The following is a 16,934-nucleotide window of genomic DNA, read 5'->3' as shown; positions in this document are numbered from 1 at the left end:
CATGGACGACACACCGGACAACAGCCAGCCGGCCGCCGAAGCCGATGTTCACAACAAGATTGGCCTGCTGACCCGCCAGCTTCACGATTCACTGAATGAACTGGGGTATGCCGACAAGCTGCGCGGCTCCATGGGCGAACTGCCCGACGCCCAGAGCCGACTGTCGTACATCGCCCGGCTGACGGGCGAGGCGGCCGAGAAGGTGCTCAACCGCGTGGAGCAAGCCAAGGCGCAGCACGACTACATTGCAGCGGAAACACGCAGGGTCGTCAATTCGCTGGTCGCCGACCCGGTGGCTGCCGTGGCCAAGGGCGAGATCTTCAACTTCCTGACCGACGTGGAGCGTGTGACCAAAGAGGCCGACACACACCTCACGGAAATCATGATGGCCCAGGATTTTCACGACCTCACCGGCCAGGTGATTGCGCGCGTGGTGAATCTGGCAGCCACCATTGAAGAGCAACTGGTGCAACTGCTCATCCAGACGGCCCCGCCCAACGCCCAGGTACCCGCCGAGCCCGCCCGCCCGGCCCACCTGCAAGGCCCGGTGGTGGACCCGGACAACACGCCCGACGTGGTCACCGACCAGTCCCAGGTGGACGATCTGCTGGCCAGTCTGGGCTTCTGACACGCTGTTTTCAGCCCAATGTGCTTCAAGCGCTAGTGCAATATGCCCTAGCCGCTATCATTTTTGAAAATGCTGATGACCATCGGCCGTAGCGGGCAGACGCCCGCCAGCGACTGAAAACACCCCGGGCCTCACCGAAAAGAGGGGGCGGCAGCCCCCTTATCCACCTTTAGATTTCCAGGTCGCTCACGACAATGGCATGACCCCAGCCGTCATGCCATCATGGAATCCAGCCAAGAAAAAAGCCTCCCCGCGTCAGAGCGCAAGCTGCAAAAAGCGCGCGAAGACGGCCAAGGGGCACGCTCGCGCGACCTGTCGCACTTGGCCATTCTGGGCGCGGGCGCCGCATGCATGCTGCTGCTGGCCCCACAGCTGATGGACCGCATGCAGTGGGCCATGAGCCAGCAGCTGGCGTTCAATGCGGCCACGGTGATGGCGCCGGGCACCATGCTGTCGCGGCTGCAGGACATGGTCATCGTGGGCGTGATCGCCAGCACGGTGTTCGCCACGCTGACCAGCGCGGCGGCCCTGATCAGCGCCATCGGAGCGGGCGGCTGGATCCTCAGCGCCAAGCCCATCACCCCCCAGTTCAGCCGCCTCAACCCGATCTCGGGGCTGGCCAACCTGTTTTCCAAGCAGCAGATGGCCAACGTGGCCAAGATGGTGCTGATGACGGCCATCCTGACCTATGTGGCCTGGAAGTTCCTGGGCAACAGCATCGAAACCGTCGCCATGCTGGTGCTGCAGCCCTCGCCCATGGCCCTTCGCCAGATTGCCGACTGGCTGACTTCGGGCATGAGCCTGTTGTTGCTGGTCGTGTTTCTGGCCGCTTTAGTGGACGTGCCTTTGCAGGCGTTCTTCTTCAAAGAGCGGCTGAAGATGTCGCACGAGGAAGTCAAGCAGGAGCACAAGGAGTCGGACGGCAACCCCCACATCAAGGGCCGCATCCGCCAGAAGCAGCGCGAAATCGCCGACCGCGCCAGCGTGAGCGCCGTGCCCAAGGCCGATTTTGTGGTGATGAACCCGACCCACTATGCGGTGGCCCTCAAGTACGACGAGAAGACCATGAGTGCGCCCCAGGTGATCTCGCGCGGCACCGACCTCATCGCCATGAAGATCCGCGACGTGGCCCGGGAGCACAACGTGCCCGTGCTGCAGTCGCCCATGCTGGCCCGCGCGCTGTATGCCCATGCCGAGCTGGACCAGGCCATCCCCGCCACGCTCTACACCGCCGTGGCCCAGGTGCTGGCGTATGTGTACCGCCTCAAGGCCGCGCTGCGTGGCGAAGGCCGCATGCCCGACAGCCTGGTGGAGCCATTTGTGCCGCCTGAACTCGATCCGCTGAACCGCACCACGGTGCAAGGTGCTGCCGTATGAACACCTCCGTAAAGTCTTTGCAGCAATGGGCGGGCACCAACGCCAGCGCCTTGCAGGGCCTGTCGGCCCCCCTGCTGGTGGTGGCGATTCTGGCGTTGATGGTGCTGCCCATCCCGCCGTGGCTGCTGGATGCCTTCTTCACGCTCAACATCGCCGTTGCGCTGATGGTGATGATGGTTGCGGCCTACATGCTGCGCCCCCTGGACTTCGCAGCCTTCCCTTCGGTGCTGCTGCTGACCACCCTGATGCGCCTGTCGCTGAACGTGGCCTCCACACGCGTGGTGCTGCTGGAAGGCCACCAGGGCCCGGGCGCAGCCGGTGCGGTGATCGAGGCCTTCGGCCACTTCCTGATTGGCGGCAACTTCGCAGTCGGTCTGATCGTGTTTGCCATCCTCGTGGTGATCAACTTCGTGGTGATCACCAAGGGGGCCGAGCGCATTGCCGAAGTGTCGGCCCGCTTCACCCTGGACGCCATGCCCGGCAAACAGATGGCGGTGGATGCCGACCTGAACGCCGGCCTGATCGACGAGAAGGAAGCCAAGCGCCGCCGCGCCGAAGTGGCGGAAGAAGCCAACTTCTTCGGTTCCATGGACGGTGCCTCCAAGTTCGTGCGCGGCGACGCCGTCGCGGGCATTCTGATTCTGCTCATCAACATCATTGGCGGCTTTACGATTGGCGTGCTGCAGCACGACCTGTCGGCCAAGCAGGCGGCCGACAGCTACATCCTGCTGGCCATTGGTGATGCGCTGGTGGCGCAGATTCCCGGCCTGCTGATCTCGGTGGCCGCCGCCATGGTGATCTCCCGCGTGGGCAAGGACCACGACATGGGCCGCCAGATCGTGCAGCAGCTGTTCATGTCGCCCCGCGTGCTGGGTGTCACAGCCGGCATCCTGATCCTGCTGGGCCTGATTCCTGGCATGCCACATGTGGTGTTCCTGACCATGGGCGGCCTGCTGGGATATGGCGCCTGGATGATGTACGAGCGCCAGAAGGTACCGCCCGTCGTCGAGGCCCCACCGCCACCGGTCACCGACGGCGAAGCCACCTGGGACGACCTGCAGCCCGTGGACCTGCTGGGCCTGGAGCTGGGCTACCGCCTGATCAGTCTGGTGGACAAGAGCCGCCAGGGCGACCTGCTCACCCGCATCAAGGGCGTGCGCCGCAAGTTTGCGCAGGAAGTGGGCTTCCTCCCCCCTGCCGTGCATGTGCGCGACAACCTCGAACTCAAGCCCAGCGGCTACCGCATCACGCTGCGCGGCGTGGTGGTGGGCGAAGGCGAAGCCTTCCCCGGCATGTTCCTGGCCATCAACCCAGGCGGCATCACCACCCCACTGATCGGCACAGCCACCACCGACCCCGCCTTTGGCCTGCCAGCACACTGGATCGACGATCGGCAGAAGGAAGCCGCACAAATGGCGGGTTTTACCGTCGTTGATTCCGAAACCGTGATGGCCACCCATTTGTCACACTTGATGCAAGTGCAAGCCGCCAAGCTCCTCAGCCGCACCGAAACGCAGCAGTTGGTGGAGCACGTGGCCAAGCTGGCCCCCAAGCTCATCGAAGAAGTGGTCCCGAAAATGGTCTCCATCGCAACGTTCCAGAAGGTCCTCCAGCTGCTGCTGGAAGAGTCTGTGCACATCCGCGATATCCGCACCATCATCGAGACGCTGGCCGAGCACGCCGGTGCGGTCTCCGACCCCGTCGAGCTGGCCCGCCGCGTGCGCATTGCGCTCTCGCCTGCCATCGTCCAGCAGATCTACGGCCCCACCCGCGAGCTCAACGTCATCGCCATCGAACCCGGCCTGGAGCGCCTTTTGGTGCAGGCCCTGGGCAACACGGCAGGCCCTGCGCTCGACCCCGGTGTGGCCGACATCCTCACACAGAAGGCCGCCGAAGTGGCCCTCAAGCAGGAAGAGATGGGCCTGCCCGCCTGCCTGCTGGTTCCCGACCAGATCCGCAATGCCATCTCCCGTCTGGTGCGCCGCGTGGCGCCCCGCCTGCAGGTGCTGGCACACAGTGAAATTCCAGAGACCCACACCATCCGTATTGGGCCGATCCTTAAAGGTGCATCAGCATGAACATCAAACGCTTTACCGCCCCCACCTCCCGGGAGGCTCTGGCCAAGGCGCGCATGGCCTTTGGCGACGGCACGCTGATCCTGTCCAACCGCCCCACGGCCAACGGCGTGGAAGTGGTGGCCACGGCCGAGGACACGCTGTCGGCCTTGGATGGTGGTGCCCCCGCCTCTTCGTCCAATGCGCCCCTGCTGGCGCCCGGCACCCCGCGCAGCACCGCACAGCGCGCCAGCCAGCAGGCGGCAGCGTCGGGCCTGGGCCGCAACCCGGTCGAGGAAGACACCGAACAGCTGGCCATGAGCACGCTGTCGTTCCAGGACTATGTGCGCGAGCGTATGCTACGCCGCCGCCACGAGGCCCTGAACGGCCCGTCGGAACCCCAGACGCTGTCTGAACGCAGCCGCGACCAGGAACCCGAACGCGAGCGCATGTCCGCCCCCTCCGTGGCGCGCCACAACCCGCTGCGCACCATCCCGATGGACATCCCGCCCGAGCCACCGCGCCGCCGGCAGGAGGTTCCCAGCGCTCATCTGATCCAGTCGAACAACCAGAGCGTGATGAACGAACTGCATGCGATGAAGGAACTGATTGAGGACCGCTTCAACACGCTGGCCTGGTTGGGGCAGGCGCGCCAGAACCCGATCCAGTCCAACCTGATGCTCAAGATGATCCGTGCTGGTTACTCCCCCTCGCTGGCCCGTGCTGTGCTCGAACGCATGCCCGAGGATCTGTCGGCGGGCGAATCGGTACGGTGGCTGATGGAGGTGCTGGAGCGCAACCTCAAGACCGACCAGACCGATCCCCCCCTGTATGAACAGGGCGGCATCTTCGCCATGGTGGGCTCTACCGGCGTGGGCAAAACCACCACCACGGCCAAGCTGGCAGCGATGTGTGCACGCATCCACGGCCCCGGCAGCGTGGGCCTGATCACACTCGACACCTACCGTGTGGGTGCCCACGAGCAGCTGCGCACCTATGGCCGCATGCTGGGCATCGTGGCGCATCTGGCACACGACCGTGCCGCGCTGCAAGACCTGCTGGGCCTGCTCAGCGGCAAGAAGATGGTGCTCATCGACACCACCGGCGTGGCCCCCCGCGACCCGCGCAAGCGCGACATGCTGGACGTGCTGGACCTGCCCCATGTCAACCGCCTGCTGGTGCTCAACGCCGGTTGCCATGGCGACACGCTGGATGATGTGCTCACCGCTTTCAAGACCGACGGCTCGCAGCAAGCCATCCTGTCCAAGGTGGACGAAGCCGTGAAGCTGGGCCCCGCGATTGACGCGCTGATCCGCCACCAGATGGTGCTGCGCGGCGTGACCAACGGCCAGCGGGTGCCCGAGGACTGGGAGCGTGCCAACGCCCACCAGCTCATCAGCGCATCCATGCGGTCGCCCGCCAAGTCGGCCTTCGACCCCAAGGCGACGGACCTGAACTTCTTTTTCTCGCACTCTCCCGACACCGTGACGGAGGGGGGGCTGGTCGATGCTTGATCTGGGTTTTCATCAGGCGGCCAGCCTGCACAGCCTCACCCCGCAGGCCGAGCTGCGGCTGCTGGCCGTCGCCAGCCAGGGCAACACGGCGAATGGCCTCGAAACGCTGTGGCAAATCTGCGCCAGCCTGCAGCGGCTGGGCTACCCGGTGGTGGTGCTCGACGGTACAGCGCAGGAGTCCGACGACAGCCCCGGGCTGCTGCACCTGCTGCAACACGCGACATGGAATGACGGTGCCAGCCTGAACCTGGGCGCCACGGCGTCTTCGCTCGCCGTGATTCCGGCGGCCAAGGGGCTGCAGCACCTGAGCCGCAAGGCCGGTGACACCGCCCGATCACCCATGGAAAGCCTGTTGCCCTACTTCAGGACCTACGGCCTGATGGTGATTCACGCACCGGCGTCCACACTGGGGCCCCTGCTCACCCACACGGCCACGGTGCCGCTGGTGGTCATGGGCAGCGGCGCAGCGGGGGTGATGACGAGCTACAAAAGCCTCAAGCAGATCGCGCTGCACACGGGCTTGCCCTGTATGGTGGCTGCCTTGCTGCACAGCAACACGGCCTCCGAACGCCGCAAGGCCCAGTCCCAGTTGATGACCCTGCAGGCCTGCGCCGAACGCCATCTGGGCGGCCCCATTCGCACCACCACCATTGCCACGCAGAACCCCCAGGATCTTCAGCGTCTGGCCTTGCAACTGCTGGAAAATGCGGGCACCATGAACGGAGCGCTGGCTGCGCTGACACCCAGCAACTTGACAGGCATGCCTGCGCATTTTGTCCGGAGCCACTGACCAGAGCCTGTGATGCATCTCTACGTACCCACGTTGACCCGCACTGCCCCCAACGGTCTGGCCAGTCGCCAGCCCCGCGAGGCGGATGAAGTTCGGGCGATGGCACCCCCAAGCGGCTCCAGAACAAGATCGCATACCCGCCCTACCAGTGCATAACACCCTCTCTATGTACACCGCCAAAGGCCAGCTTGATCGCGATGCCATGATCCGCCAGCATGTACCGCTGGTGCGGAGGATTGCGCACCACATGATCGCCAAGCTGCCTCCCAATGTCGAACTGGATGACTTGATCCAGGTCGGCATGATGGGGCTGGCCGAAGCCCTGTCGCGCTACGAAGTGGCACAGGGCGTGCAGTTTGAAACCTTTGCCACCCAGCGCATCCGGGGCGCCATGCTCGACGAGCTGCGTGAGGGTGACTGGATGAGCCGCAGCTCGCGCAAGAGCCAGAAAGACATCGAGCACGCCGTGCACCGGCTGGAACAAAAGCTGGGCCGCAGCCCGCTGGAGTCTGAAATAGCCGGCGAAATGGGCATGAGCCTGGCGGACTACCAGAACCTGCTGGGCAAGGTGCGCGGTACCCAGCTGGTGTACCTGGAAGACATGACGCATGGCAACGACGACGAGGACGGGTTTCTGGACCGCCACGTCGCCGACAGCGCGGCCGACCCGGTGGAATTGCTGCGCGATCAGCGGCTCAAGACATCACTGGTCAACGCCATCAAGACCCTGCCGGAGCGCGAGCAGCACATCATGGGCATGTACTACGAACATGACATGAACCTCAAGGAAATTGCAGCCGTGCTGGGTGTGACCGAGTCTCGGGTGTGCCAGTTGCACAGCCAGTCGATTGCCCGCCTGCGTGCCAAGATGCGCGCACACTGAGCCCGCGCGTCAGGCCACGAGCCGGGCAACACAAGGCATTGCGGGGCCAACAGTTTGGATGGCTGCGCGGGCGGGCACCTCTTGCACCCCGGCCCGACCCTCCCTCAGAAAAGTCTTTGGTGCTCAGCCCGCAGAGCGGTAAATGCGCGCCACGCCTGGCGCAGCTCCGCGCGCGCCCAGGCCATCCCCGTAGGTAGAAGCTGCATTGGACGGAGGCAACAAGCCCGCGGCCTGGCGGTCGGTGACGGCGGCCAACCGGGCCAGGCTGTCACGGTGCAAAGTCAGCATGGTGCGGATGGCATCCGCACGCTTCTGCAGCGAAGCCGGTAGCGGCATGCCACGCGCGGCGGCTTGTTCGAGCGCACGCGAAAAGTCGGCCGCTGCATCGCGCAAGGCCGTACTGTGTTTTTCCAGGGAGGTAGGATCTGCCGCGAGAAGTGCGGCGGAGACTTGTTCGATCCGCTGTTCAACAGCTGAGAGAGATTCTTCCAGAGTCATGGCGCATTGTGCGACGGATTGCGCCCTCTAACAAAACGCCGATCAGCCCCGCGAGCGGGACAGGATCTCCTGGGCGTTGGACAACAATTTGTCGGCAATGGCTTCCGCGTCGACCGAAAATTCACCCTTCTCGATGGCAGCGCGCACAGCCTTGACCTTCCCTGCGTCAAAATCTGCCGTGCTGCGGGTGGTAGGGCTGAGCGCACGGGCTGCGGTGGACACAGTGACGGGCACACCGGCGGATGACGCAACCAGTGCGTCTTTCGTGGCTCCTTCCGCAGCGCTGGCGGGAGCCTTGGCTTGCTTGGCAAGCCCCGTCGGCGGCAACCCGCCCGGCAGTTCCGGTGTTTGACCTATCTTCATCGCTCTCTCCACCACCCCGTTGGATGTGGGGCATCAGTAGCAATGTTTTCGACCCATTTGGCCCGGACTTTAGCCATTTATTACCGGTGCGTCATCACAGAGTGACGTCCACCGTCCCAGAATCGTTCACAGTTCCGCTCACGATACGCCCATTCTCCATGCGTACGCGCACAGTCTGTCCAGCCGAGCCCGCCGTCAACGCCTGTCCCGCCGAGCTGACTGCATAGCCGGGCCCCTGGGCCACCACCTTGACCTGCGCACCCGCCTTGAACAGCAGCGGGGCCCGCACCATGGCCTGGCGCACCGCCTGACCCGCCACGAGCTGGCGAGCGGCGGTCTGACCCACCCAGAGATCGGGGTTGGCCAGAACGGGGGAGGCATCGGCCGCCCAATCCACCTCGGCCTCGGTGGCGTCGTTGGCAGTCAATACTGCGCCCGGCGCCACATTGTTCGTCAGCACCCAGGCGGGCCCAAACGCTTTGATGGTGACGGGTAAAAACACATTCCATGCGGTCGCGCCTTCCACACAGCGCAGCCCCAGGCGTGTACGGCCCCACAGGCGGGCACCCACAGGGAGATAAGGTTCAACGCGCGCGCAGGGCGCCAGCCGCAGGCGCGAATCCAGTGAGCCAACACTCACTTCCATGCGCAGCGGCAGTGCGGAGGACTGGTTGCGAGCCAAAGCATCGTCCAGCCAGCGCTGGGTGAGCGGGCCCAGGTCTGCCGCAGGGTCCGCCGCCGACTGGGCATGAGCGACACCGGCAGTACCCAGCAGAACCCCGGCCACACTCCCAAGCAAGCACAGCATGCGCAGCACAGCGCGGGCACGGGCCACCAGGGGCGAACGGGTCGCGCCGCGCAGTACAGCGCCGTGGCGGGCATGCATCAAAAGGGAATGGGTGGACATGGGGGCCTCCTTGGACATCGACGGGCCAGACTGCCCGCGCACAGTGCGCAGAGGAAGGCAGAGGCCATCTCACCCCTAGAACTATAGGCACGCGCCTTGAACGCAAAACCCGGAACTGCGCATCCATTTGCCACTTCTTCGCGCTTTAGAAAAAAGGCGCGGTTTCCATAATCAAGCAACGCCAAAAAGGCCCCTCGGGCTGGCGACTTTGCAACCGACGGTGTGAGGCACACATGCTTGACAAGATGACCAACCAGCTGAATTTTCACGGCAACGCCCTGGTGCTGCGCGGTGAACGCCAGCGCGCCATCGCCAGCAATATCGCCAACGCCGACACGCCGGGCTATGTGGCTCGGGACTTCAAGTTTGGCGATGCGCTGCGCGAGGCCACGGGCGTGACATCTTCGGCCACCGGCACGCCCGGCGCGGCCATCACGCGGCTGGCCACCAGCGGCTCGTACGGAACCGCGGGCACCACCGATCCGCACCACATTCCGCTGCCCACCGTGAATTCCAGCACCAGCATCGACCGGCAAGGCGCTCTCGGCTACGCCGTGCAGACGCAGCCCAGCCTGGACAACAACTCGGTGGACCTGGACCGCGAGCGCGCCAACTTCGTGGACAACGCCGTGCGCTACGAAGCCACGCTGCGGTTCATCAACGGCAACGCCAAAACCATGCTCAGCGCCATTCAGGGCCAATAACCACGCAGCCCAGCAGCGCAGAAAGCGAGCCACCCTATGTCCATGTTCTCGATCTTCAATGTGTCCGGCAGCGCCATCAGCGCGCAGTCGCAGCGGCTCAACGTGGTGGCCAGCAACCTGGCCAACGTGGATGCAGTGGCCGGTCCCGACGGTCAGGCCTACAAGGCACGCCAGGTGGTGTTCCAGACAGCGCCGATGGGCGCCGACAGCTCTGCGGGCGTCAAGGTCAGCGGCATCAGCGAAAGCAATGTGCCGGGCCGCCGCGTGCACGATCCCAGCCACCCCTCGGCGGACGCCGAGGGCTACGTGACCCACTCCAACGTCAATGCCGTGGAGGAGATGGTCAACATGATCTCCGCCTCGCGCTCGTACCAGAACAACGTCGAGGTCATGAACACGGCCAAGTCGCTGCTCCTCAAGACCCTGCAGATGGGCCAGTAATTCCCGGGAGACCCCACCATGATTCTCAGTGCCACCAACGCCGTCACGACCACCACAGACGCGTCCACCAAAGCCAACGCGGCCAGCGACCCGTCGGCCGCGCAGGACCGCTTCCTGAAGCTGCTGGTGGCGCAGTTGAACAACCAGGACCCGATGAACCCCCTGGACAACGCCCAGATGACTTCGCAGATCGCGCAGATCAATACGGTGACCGGCATCCAGCAACTGAACCAGACCATGCAGAGCATGGCGTCGCAGTTCAACTCGCTGCAAGTCATGCAGGGCACGGCCCTGGTGGGCCGCAGTGTGCTGACCGAAGGCTCCAGCCTCGCGGTGGCGGACAAGACGGGCAAGGGCGGCTTCGAGCTGGGCTCGGCGGCCACCAACGTGAAGATCGAGGTCACGACTGCAGGCGGCCAGGTGGTGGACACCATCGATCTGGGCGCCAAGGCCGCAGGCCGCCATGCCTTTGACTGGGATGCCAGCAAGTACACCGGCTCCACCGATGCACTGCAGTTCCGCGTGACGGCCGTCAACGGCTCCACCAAGCTGGACTCCACCCCGTTGAGCCTGTCCAAAGTCACCGCCGCAGGTGCCGAAGACGGACAGCTAGTGCTGAGCCTGTCCAACGGCAAAACCATCAACTACAGCCAGATCAAGGCCTTGGTGTAACACCAGCCCGCTTCGTATCGCGTCAACAGGAGAACACCATGAGTTTTCAGCAAGGCCTGTCCGGCCTGAACGCCGCCAGCAAGAACCTCGATGTCATCGGGCACAACATTGCCAACTCCAACACCGTCGGGTTCAAGGCCTCGCGGGCCGAGTTTGCCGAGATGGTGGCTTCCGCCATTGGCTCTGCGGGCGGCTCCAACGCAGGTATCGGCGTGGAAGTGGCGGCCGTAGCGCAGCAGTTCACGCAGGGCAACCTGACCATCACCGGCAACAGCCTGGACGTGGCCATCAACGGCAACGGGTTCTTCACCCTCACGCTGCCCGACGGCACCGCCGCCTACACCCGCTCCGGCAACTTCAAGCTGGACAAGGAAGGCAACATGATCACCAACGACAACGCCAAGGTGATGGGCTTCCCGGTGGACCCGGTCACGGGCCTGCGCACGGGCACCGACCCCATTCCCATGGTGTTCCCGACGGCTGAGCCGATCCCCGCCAAGCAGACCACCAAGATCACGGCGGCCTTCAACCTGGACGCCCGCGCCACCGACGCGGCTGGCGACCCCACGGCCACGCCCCCCATCCCGGCCACGCCACGCGCCACGTATGGCACCTCGATCAACGTGTTCGACAGCCAAGGTGTGGCCAAGCCAGTGAGCCTGTACTTCCAGAAGACCGCCACCGACAACACCTGGGACGTGTACGACGCGCTGGACGACCCCACGGCCGTTCCGCCCGTGGTGGCCACGCCCATCGGCCAGATCACGTTTGACAACAACGGCGCCATCACCGGCCCGGTGGCCACACCACCCGCCACCGGCTTTTCGCTGCCGCTCACCGTCAACCCCACGCCGCCCAACCCCAACAACCTGCCTGCGTACACCGTGGAAGTGAGCCTGGACAAAGTGACCCAGTTCGGCACCAAGTTCGCGGTGTCCAACCTGAGCCAGGACGGCTACACCTCGGGCGAGCTGACCGGCATCAACATCGAGAACAACGGGATGATCATGACCCGTTACTCGAACGGCGTGACGCGTGCCGAGGGCCAGCTCGCACTGTCCAGCTTCCGCAACACGCAGGGCCTGGCCTCGGTGGGCAGCAACAACTGGGTGGCCACGTTCGAGTCGGGCCAGCCCGTGGTCGGCACGGCCACCGACGGCAGCTTTGGTTCGCTGCGCTCGGGCGCCCTGGAGGACTCCAACGTGGACCTCACCGCCGAGCTGGTGAACATGATGACCGCCCAGCGCGCCTACCAGGCCAACGCACAGACCATCAAGACGCAAGACCAGGTGATGTCCACCCTGGTCAACCTGCGCTGATCGACTGAGCCCCTACTGAACCTGTACAGGACCCCGGAGAGCCCTCATGGACCGCATCATCTACACCTCGATGACAGGCGCCAACGCCGCTGCCCACCGGCAGGCGGTGCTGTCCAACAACCTCGCCAATGTGTCCACCGGCGGGTTCCGCGCCGAGATGTCCACCTTCCGCTCGGTGCCGCTGCAGGGCGACGGCGCCAAGACGCGCGTGTTTGCGCTGGAGGCCACCTCGGGCTACGTCAATACCCCCGGCCCCGTGCAGCGCACCGGCCGCAATCTCGACGCGATGGCCGCAGGCAACGCCTGGTTTGCCGTGCAGGGCCTGGATGGCACCGAGGCCTACACCCGCGCCGGCAGCTTTGAAGTGTCGGCCACGGGCCAGCTGCTCACCCCCACCGGACTGCCTGTGCTGTCGGATGGCGGCGCGCCCATCGACGTGCCGCCCGGAGCCGATGTGTCGCTCGGGTCGGACGGCACCGTGACCTCCAAGATTCCGGGCCAGCCCGCCCAGGCCATTGGCCGCCTCAAGCTGGCCACGCCCACGCCCGAAGATCCGCTCAAACGCGGCGACGACGGGCTGTTCCGCACCACCTCGGGCGACCCCATGCCCAACGACGCCAACGCCCGCATGCTGTCGGGCGCGCTGGAGGGATCGAACGTGAACCCGGTCGAATGCATGGTTGGAATGATCGCTGCATCACGCCAGTTCGAGCAGCAGATGAAGCTGCTGCAGACCGCCGAAACCAACGACAAGACCGCCAGCCAGTTGCTGAGCATGAACGGCTGATGCCGCTGCCCCACCCTGCACGCACCCGCCAAAAGGAAGCACCATGATCAACTCCCTCTGGATCGCCAAGACCGGCATGTCTGCCCAGCAGACCCAGCTCGACGTCATCTCGCACAACCTGGCCAACGTCTCCACCACCGGCTACAAGCGCAACAACGCGGTGTTCGAAGACCTGATCTACCAAAACCTGCGCCAGGTGGGCGCCAACACCACCGAGCAGAACCAGCTGCCCACCGGCCTGCACCTGGGCCTGGGCGTGCGCACGGTGGCAACCAGCCGCAACTTCATGCAGGGCAGCCTTCAGGAGTCCAAGAACAACCTGGATGTCGCCATCAACGGCAACGGCTTCTTTGAAGTGACCATGCCCGATGGCACCGCGGGCTACACCCGCGATGGCTCGTTCCAGGTCGATGCCCAGGGCCGCATGGTCACATCCAGCGGGCTGCCCGTGGTCAATGGCATCACCATTCCGGCCAACGCCACCAGCATCACCATCAGCGCCGAAGGTGCCGTGGCAGTCACGGTGCCGGGCAACACACAGCCGCAGACCGTGGGCAACCTGGCCATGGCCAGCTTCATCAACCCGGCCGGCCTGGAGCCCATCGGGCAGAACCTTTTCAAGGAATCCGCTGCGTCGGGCCAGCCCCAGCAAGGCACCCCCGGCACGAACGGCCTGGGCATCATCAAGCAGGGCTTTCTGGAAGCCTCCAACGTCAACGTGGTGGAAGAGCTGGTCACCATGATCCAGACCCAACGCGCCTACGAGATGAATTCCAAGGCCATCCAGACCTCGGACCAGATGCTGGCCAAGCTGGCCCAGCTGTGACCTCCCTTGTGACCTCTCTTTCGCCCGCGCTTTCGCCCAGGACCTTCGCCATGCGCACTTTCACACGCTCCCTTCGCCTGCTGCAGGCACTTGGCTCGCTGCGCGCGGGCGTTCCCGCCCTGGGCGCAGCACTGCTGTGCGCTGGTTGCGCCACCCTGTCGCCACCCCCTCCGGTGGACATCCTGCCCACCACCCCGCCCCCGCTGGCCGCTGCACCGCGCACCCCGCCCCCGGTGACGGGCGGACTGTTCCACAACGCCAGCTACCGCCCCGCGTTTGAAGACCGGCGCGCGCGCCTGGTGGGCGACAACGTGACCATCCAGATCGTGGAGAACGTGACGGCCAGCCAGAAGTCGTCGTCCACGGTGGATCGCACCTCCGAAGTCTCGGCTGGCGTGACGGCCCTGCCCTTCACCAGCAAGACCTTCACCGACAAGCTAGGCGTGGGCGCCAATTCGGGCAATGCGTTCTCCGGCAAGGGCGGCACCGAAAGCGCCAACACCTTCACCGGCTCCATCACCGCCACGGTGGTGGATGTGTTGCCCAACGGCCATCTGGTCATCACCGGCGAAAAGCAGATCGGCGTGAACCAGAACGTGGATGTGCTGCGCTTTTCGGGCACGGTGGACCCCCGCGCGCTACAACCCGGCAGCATCGTGAACTCGACCCAGGTGGCCAACGTGCGCGTCGAATCGCGCGGACGCGGCGCACAGAACGAAGCCCAGGCCATGGGCTGGATGGGCCGGTTCTTCAACACCGTCACGCCGTTCTGACCAGCCCGGGCGCCCTGAGTGCGCCATCACGCCCAGTACGCCCCTCCCCCTCCTCCCGGTATCTGGCGGGAGGTTGGGTGCTGCTCTATTCACTACGAATTTGATAGCTATTGGCGCATATTGCACTGGCGCCTCCGGCCGTTTTTGCTCAAAAATGGCCCGCCAGACCGCTCACAGGCCGCGTCTGCGCACCCTTTGCCAACGCGGCTTCAGACCCAGCCAATAAGCCGGTGAACCCGCTTCTTTTTGGGTTTTAGTTCTGGCCATGGCCCACCACAATGGATGCCATGAAAGCCTCGTCCCACTCCCCCCTGACCCGCACGGCGCGCGCGCTGTGGCTGCTGCTGGCCCTGGCGGCCGCAGGTCTGGCAACGCCTGCACAGGCCTTGCGCATCAAGGAAGTGGCGGCGGTGCAGGGCGTGCGTAGCAACCAGCTGACGGGCTACGGCCTGGTCGTGGGGCTGGACGGCACGGGCGACCAGACCACGCAGATGCCCTACACCACGCAGGCCATGTCCAACTACCTGCAGCAGATGGGCATCAGCCTGCCCCCCGGCACGGCGTCGCAGCTGCAGCTCAAGAACGTGGCGGCGGTGATCGTCACGGCGCAGTTGCCCGCCTTTGCCCAGCCAGGCCAGCAAATCGACGTGAACGTTTCGTCCATGGGCAACGCCAAGTCGCTCAAGGGCGGCACACTCATCGTCACACCGCTGCGCGGCGCTGACGGCGAAATTTATGCGCTGGCCCAAGGCAACATGGTGGTGGGCGGTGCAGGTGCATCGGCCGGCGGCAGCAAGGTGCAGATCAACCACCTGAGCGCAGGCCGCATTCCGCTGGGCGCGCAGGTGGAACGGGCCGTGCCCACCCCCCTGAACGAAGGCGACACCATCAACCTGGGCCTGAATGCCTCGGACTTCCAGACCGCCCGCCGCGTGGCGCAGGTGATCAACGCCAAGCTAGGCAACGGCCTGGCCACCGCGCTGGACGGCCGCACGGTGCAGGTGCGCGCGCCCATCGACCCCGGCGCCCGCGTCGGCTTCATTGCCGACCTGGAAGAGCTGCCGCTCGAAACCTCCACCCCCTCGGCCAAGGTCGTCATCAATGCCCGCACGGGCTCGGTGGTGCTCAACCAGGCGGTCACGCTGGGGCCATGCGCCATCGCCCACGGCAACCTGTCGATCACCATCAGCAGCACACCTGTCATCAGCCAGCCCAACCCGCTCTCGCAAGGGCAGACGGTGGTCACGCAAAAGAGCGACATCACCATCAACCAGGAGCCGGGCAACGTGATCCAGATGCCTGCGTCGCCACAGCTGGCCGACGTGGTCAAGGCCCTCAACACGCTGGGCGCCACGCCCGGAGACCTGCTGGCCATCCTGCAGGCCATCAAGGCCGCCGGCGCGCTCAACGCCGAGCTGGAGGTGATCTGACATGGCCCGCCCTGCTGCCGCTGCGCGCGCCATCCACCGGGAGCGACCATGGCCCTGACCCTGCCCTCGTCCAGCACCACCAGCCCGTCGAACGCACTGGCCGTCGATATCCGCTCGCTCAACTCCCTCAAGTACGAAGCGGGCACCGCCAACAGCGCACAGGTCACGCGCGAGGCGGCCAAGCAGTTTGAATCGCTGTTCATGCGCGAACTCATCAAGAGCATGCGCGACGCCACGATGAAGTCCGGCCTCATGGAAGGCGAGCAGGCCAACCTGGGCCAGGACATGCTGGACCAGCAGCTATCGGTCAACATGTCGGGCCTGCAGGGCGGTCTATCAGAAGCCATCGCCCGCCAGCTTTCGCGCCAGATGGGCGGTGCAGACACCAACTTCTCGGTGCCGTCCACGCTCAGCCTGCCGCAGGCACAGAACCGGTCGGCGGCTTCCGCCACCACTTCGTCCGTCGATACCACCCTGCCAGTGCCCAAGGGCCGGGAAGGCTTTGTGCAGCACCTCAGCGGCACCGCCGAGCGCGTGGCGCAGGAAAGCGGCATTCCCGCCAGCTTCATGCTGGGCCAGGCAGGGCATGAAACCGGCTGGGGCAAGAGCGAGATCAAGACTGCCAACGGCGGCAACTCGTTCAACCTGTTCGGCATCAAAGCCGGCAAGGGCTGGACCGGCAAGGTGGCCGAGATCACGACCACCGAATACATCAACGGCACTCCGCGCAAGGTGGTGGCCAAGTTCCGCGCGTATGACTCGTACGAGGACTCGTTCCGCGACTACGCCAAGCTCATCACCGACAACCCGCGCTACGAAAAAGCCCAGGCCACCGCCAAGACGGGTTCTGCCGTGGCCTATGCGGCCGAGCTGCAAAAGGCCGGATACGCCACCGACCCCGAGTACGCCAAGAAGCTCAGCGGCGCCATCAACAGCGCGCTGCGTGTACAGCGCGCCCAGGCGTGATG

18 protein-coding genes are annotated in these 16,934 nt (G+C 65.2%); 15 read left to right on the top strand and 3 right to left on the bottom strand.

The window, feature by feature from the left end; all coding sequences use genetic code 11:
* The first annotated feature begins 1 nt into the window (after window position 1).
* From ACODSM_RS06915 to ACODSM_RS06890, 6 genes are all read left to right on the top strand, one after another.
* Window positions 2-628: a protein phosphatase CheZ gene (locus ACODSM_RS06915; protein WP_488804763.1), complete on the top strand. Its 627-nt coding sequence runs from the start codon at window positions 2-4 to the stop codon at window positions 626-628.
* 222 nt (window positions 629-850) lie between these two features.
* Window positions 851-2,005, top strand: coding sequence for an EscU/YscU/HrcU family type III secretion system export apparatus switch protein (locus tag ACODSM_RS06910; RefSeq protein WP_110961868.1), 1,155 nt, complete (start codon window positions 851-853; stop codon window positions 2,003-2,005).
* Window positions 2,002-4,083 carry a flagellar biosynthesis protein FlhA gene (gene flhA, locus ACODSM_RS06905; RefSeq protein ID WP_015015824.1) on the top strand — a complete coding sequence of 694 codons (2,082 nt, stop codon included), beginning with the start codon at window positions 2,002-2,004 and terminating at the stop codon, window positions 4,081-4,083. Before ACODSM_RS06910 ends, flhA begins: the two co-directional genes overlap by 4 nt.
* Complete coding sequence (gene flhF, locus ACODSM_RS06900; RefSeq protein ID WP_488804762.1) at window positions 4,080-5,573, top strand: flagellar biosynthesis GTPase FlhF; 1,494 nt, start codon at window positions 4,080-4,082, stop codon at window positions 5,571-5,573. Before flhA ends, flhF begins: the two co-directional genes overlap by 4 nt.
* Window positions 5,566-6,363 (top strand): hypothetical protein, encoded by a 798-nt coding sequence (locus ACODSM_RS06895; RefSeq protein ID WP_488804761.1) that lies wholly within the window; start codon window positions 5,566-5,568, stop codon window positions 6,361-6,363. Before flhF ends, ACODSM_RS06895 begins: the two co-directional genes overlap by 8 nt.
* Before the next feature lie 166 nt (window positions 6,364-6,529).
* Window positions 6,530-7,246 (top strand): RNA polymerase sigma factor FliA, encoded by a 717-nt coding sequence (locus ACODSM_RS06890; protein WP_015015827.1) that lies wholly within the window; start codon window positions 6,530-6,532, stop codon window positions 7,244-7,246.
* Window positions 7,247-7,369: 123 nt separating this feature from the next.
* Here the strand turns inward: ACODSM_RS06890 and ACODSM_RS06885 are convergent, their stop codons facing one another.
* The 3 genes from ACODSM_RS06885 to flgA form a co-directional block, all read right to left on the bottom strand.
* Window positions 7,370-7,744 carry a hypothetical protein gene (locus ACODSM_RS06885; protein ID WP_295943293.1) on the bottom strand — a complete coding sequence of 125 codons (375 nt, stop codon included), beginning with the start codon at window positions 7,742-7,744 and terminating at the stop codon, window positions 7,370-7,372.
* A 42-nt stretch (window positions 7,745-7,786) separates the two neighbouring features.
* Window positions 7,787-8,107 carry a flagellar biosynthesis anti-sigma factor FlgM gene (gene flgM / locus ACODSM_RS06880; RefSeq protein WP_015015829.1) on the bottom strand — a complete coding sequence of 107 codons (321 nt, stop codon included), beginning with the start codon at window positions 8,105-8,107 and terminating at the stop codon, window positions 7,787-7,789.
* Between the two features lie 94 nt (window positions 8,108-8,201).
* Window positions 8,202-9,014, bottom strand: coding sequence for a flagellar basal body P-ring formation chaperone FlgA (gene flgA / locus ACODSM_RS06875; RefSeq protein WP_015015830.1), 813 nt, complete (start codon window positions 9,012-9,014; stop codon window positions 8,202-8,204).
* Window positions 9,015-9,247: 233 nt separating this feature from the next.
* On the opposite strand from flgA, the gene flgB reads away from it, so the two are divergent.
* The 9 genes from flgB to flgJ all read left to right on the top strand — a co-directional run bounded on the left by flgB (window position 9,248) and on the right by flgJ (window position 16,932).
* Entirely contained in the window at window positions 9,248-9,718 is a 471-nt protein-coding gene (flgB, locus tag ACODSM_RS06870) for a flagellar basal body rod protein FlgB (RefSeq protein WP_015015831.1), read from the top strand.
* A 36-nt stretch (window positions 9,719-9,754) separates the two neighbouring features.
* The gene (gene flgC / locus ACODSM_RS06865; RefSeq protein ID WP_015015832.1) at window positions 9,755-10,159 is read left to right on the top strand and encodes a flagellar basal body rod protein FlgC; all 405 of its coding nucleotides are present in this window, start codon (window positions 9,755-9,757) and stop codon (window positions 10,157-10,159) included.
* Between the two features lie 18 nt (window positions 10,160-10,177).
* Window positions 10,178-10,831, top strand: a complete 654-nt coding sequence (locus ACODSM_RS06860) for a flagellar hook assembly protein FlgD (RefSeq protein WP_209820602.1) — start codon at window positions 10,178-10,180, stop codon at window positions 10,829-10,831.
* Window positions 10,832-10,869: 38 nt separating this feature from the next.
* Entirely contained in the window at window positions 10,870-12,150 is a 1,281-nt protein-coding gene (gene flgE, locus ACODSM_RS06855) for a flagellar hook protein FlgE (protein WP_116748071.1), read from the top strand.
* A 46-nt stretch (window positions 12,151-12,196) separates the two neighbouring features.
* Complete coding sequence (flgF, locus tag ACODSM_RS06850) at window positions 12,197-12,937, top strand: flagellar basal-body rod protein FlgF (protein WP_015015835.1); 741 nt, start codon at window positions 12,197-12,199, stop codon at window positions 12,935-12,937.
* A gap of 43 nt (window positions 12,938-12,980) precedes the next feature.
* Window positions 12,981-13,763 (top strand): flagellar basal-body rod protein FlgG, encoded by a 783-nt coding sequence (gene flgG, locus ACODSM_RS06845; protein ID WP_488804760.1) that lies wholly within the window; start codon window positions 12,981-12,983, stop codon window positions 13,761-13,763.
* A gap of 50 nt (window positions 13,764-13,813) precedes the next feature.
* The gene (locus ACODSM_RS06840; protein ID WP_488804759.1) at window positions 13,814-14,536 is read left to right on the top strand and encodes a flagellar basal body L-ring protein FlgH; all 723 of its coding nucleotides are present in this window, start codon (window positions 13,814-13,816) and stop codon (window positions 14,534-14,536) included.
* Between the two features lie 287 nt (window positions 14,537-14,823).
* The gene (locus ACODSM_RS06835; protein WP_309828689.1) at window positions 14,824-15,966 is read left to right on the top strand and encodes a flagellar basal body P-ring protein FlgI; all 1,143 of its coding nucleotides are present in this window, start codon (window positions 14,824-14,826) and stop codon (window positions 15,964-15,966) included.
* Window positions 15,967-16,014: 48 nt separating this feature from the next.
* Window positions 16,015-16,932 carry a flagellar assembly peptidoglycan hydrolase FlgJ gene (gene flgJ / locus ACODSM_RS06830; RefSeq protein ID WP_110961858.1) on the top strand — a complete coding sequence of 306 codons (918 nt, stop codon included), beginning with the start codon at window positions 16,015-16,017 and terminating at the stop codon, window positions 16,930-16,932.
* Window positions 16,933-16,934 lie beyond the last annotated feature (2 nt).

It is taken from the genome of Acidovorax sp. FG42, assembly GCF_057809195.1.
The sequence above is the reverse complement of the archived record's forward strand: the minus strand, read 5'-3'. Positions and strand labels throughout refer to the sequence as shown.

Coding starts and splice junctions, on each gene's coding strand:
- ACODSM_RS06915 (WP_488804763.1), top strand. CDS start 2: ATGGACGACACACCGGACAACAGCCAGCCGGCCGCCGAAGCCGATGTT.
- ACODSM_RS06910 (WP_110961868.1), top strand. CDS start 851: ATGGAATCCAGCCAAGAAAAAAGCCTCCCCGCGTCAGAGCGCAAGCTG.
- flhA (WP_015015824.1), top strand. CDS start 2,002: ATGAACACCTCCGTAAAGTCTTTGCAGCAATGGGCGGGCACCAACGCC.
- flhF (WP_488804762.1), top strand. CDS start 4,080: ATGAACATCAAACGCTTTACCGCCCCCACCTCCCGGGAGGCTCTGGCC.
- ACODSM_RS06895 (WP_488804761.1), top strand. CDS start 5,566: ATGCTTGATCTGGGTTTTCATCAGGCGGCCAGCCTGCACAGCCTCACC.
- ACODSM_RS06890 (WP_015015827.1), top strand. CDS start 6,530: ATGTACACCGCCAAAGGCCAGCTTGATCGCGATGCCATGATCCGCCAG.
- ACODSM_RS06885 (WP_295943293.1), bottom strand. CDS start 7,744: ATGACTCTGGAAGAATCTCTCTCAGCTGTTGAACAGCGGATCGAACAA.
- flgM (WP_015015829.1), bottom strand. CDS start 8,107: ATGAAGATAGGTCAAACACCGGAACTGCCGGGCGGGTTGCCGCCGACG.
- flgA (WP_015015830.1), bottom strand. CDS start 9,014: ATGTCCACCCATTCCCTTTTGATGCATGCCCGCCACGGCGCTGTACTG.
- flgB (WP_015015831.1), top strand. CDS start 9,248: ATGCTTGACAAGATGACCAACCAGCTGAATTTTCACGGCAACGCCCTG.
- flgC (WP_015015832.1), top strand. CDS start 9,755: ATGTCCATGTTCTCGATCTTCAATGTGTCCGGCAGCGCCATCAGCGCG.
- ACODSM_RS06860 (WP_209820602.1), top strand. CDS start 10,178: ATGATTCTCAGTGCCACCAACGCCGTCACGACCACCACAGACGCGTCC.
- flgE (WP_116748071.1), top strand. CDS start 10,870: ATGAGTTTTCAGCAAGGCCTGTCCGGCCTGAACGCCGCCAGCAAGAAC.
- flgF (WP_015015835.1), top strand. CDS start 12,197: ATGGACCGCATCATCTACACCTCGATGACAGGCGCCAACGCCGCTGCC.
- flgG (WP_488804760.1), top strand. CDS start 12,981: ATGATCAACTCCCTCTGGATCGCCAAGACCGGCATGTCTGCCCAGCAG.
- ACODSM_RS06840 (WP_488804759.1), top strand. CDS start 13,814: ATGCGCACTTTCACACGCTCCCTTCGCCTGCTGCAGGCACTTGGCTCG.
- ACODSM_RS06835 (WP_309828689.1), top strand. CDS start 14,824: ATGAAAGCCTCGTCCCACTCCCCCCTGACCCGCACGGCGCGCGCGCTG.
- flgJ (WP_110961858.1), top strand. CDS start 16,015: ATGGCCCTGACCCTGCCCTCGTCCAGCACCACCAGCCCGTCGAACGCA.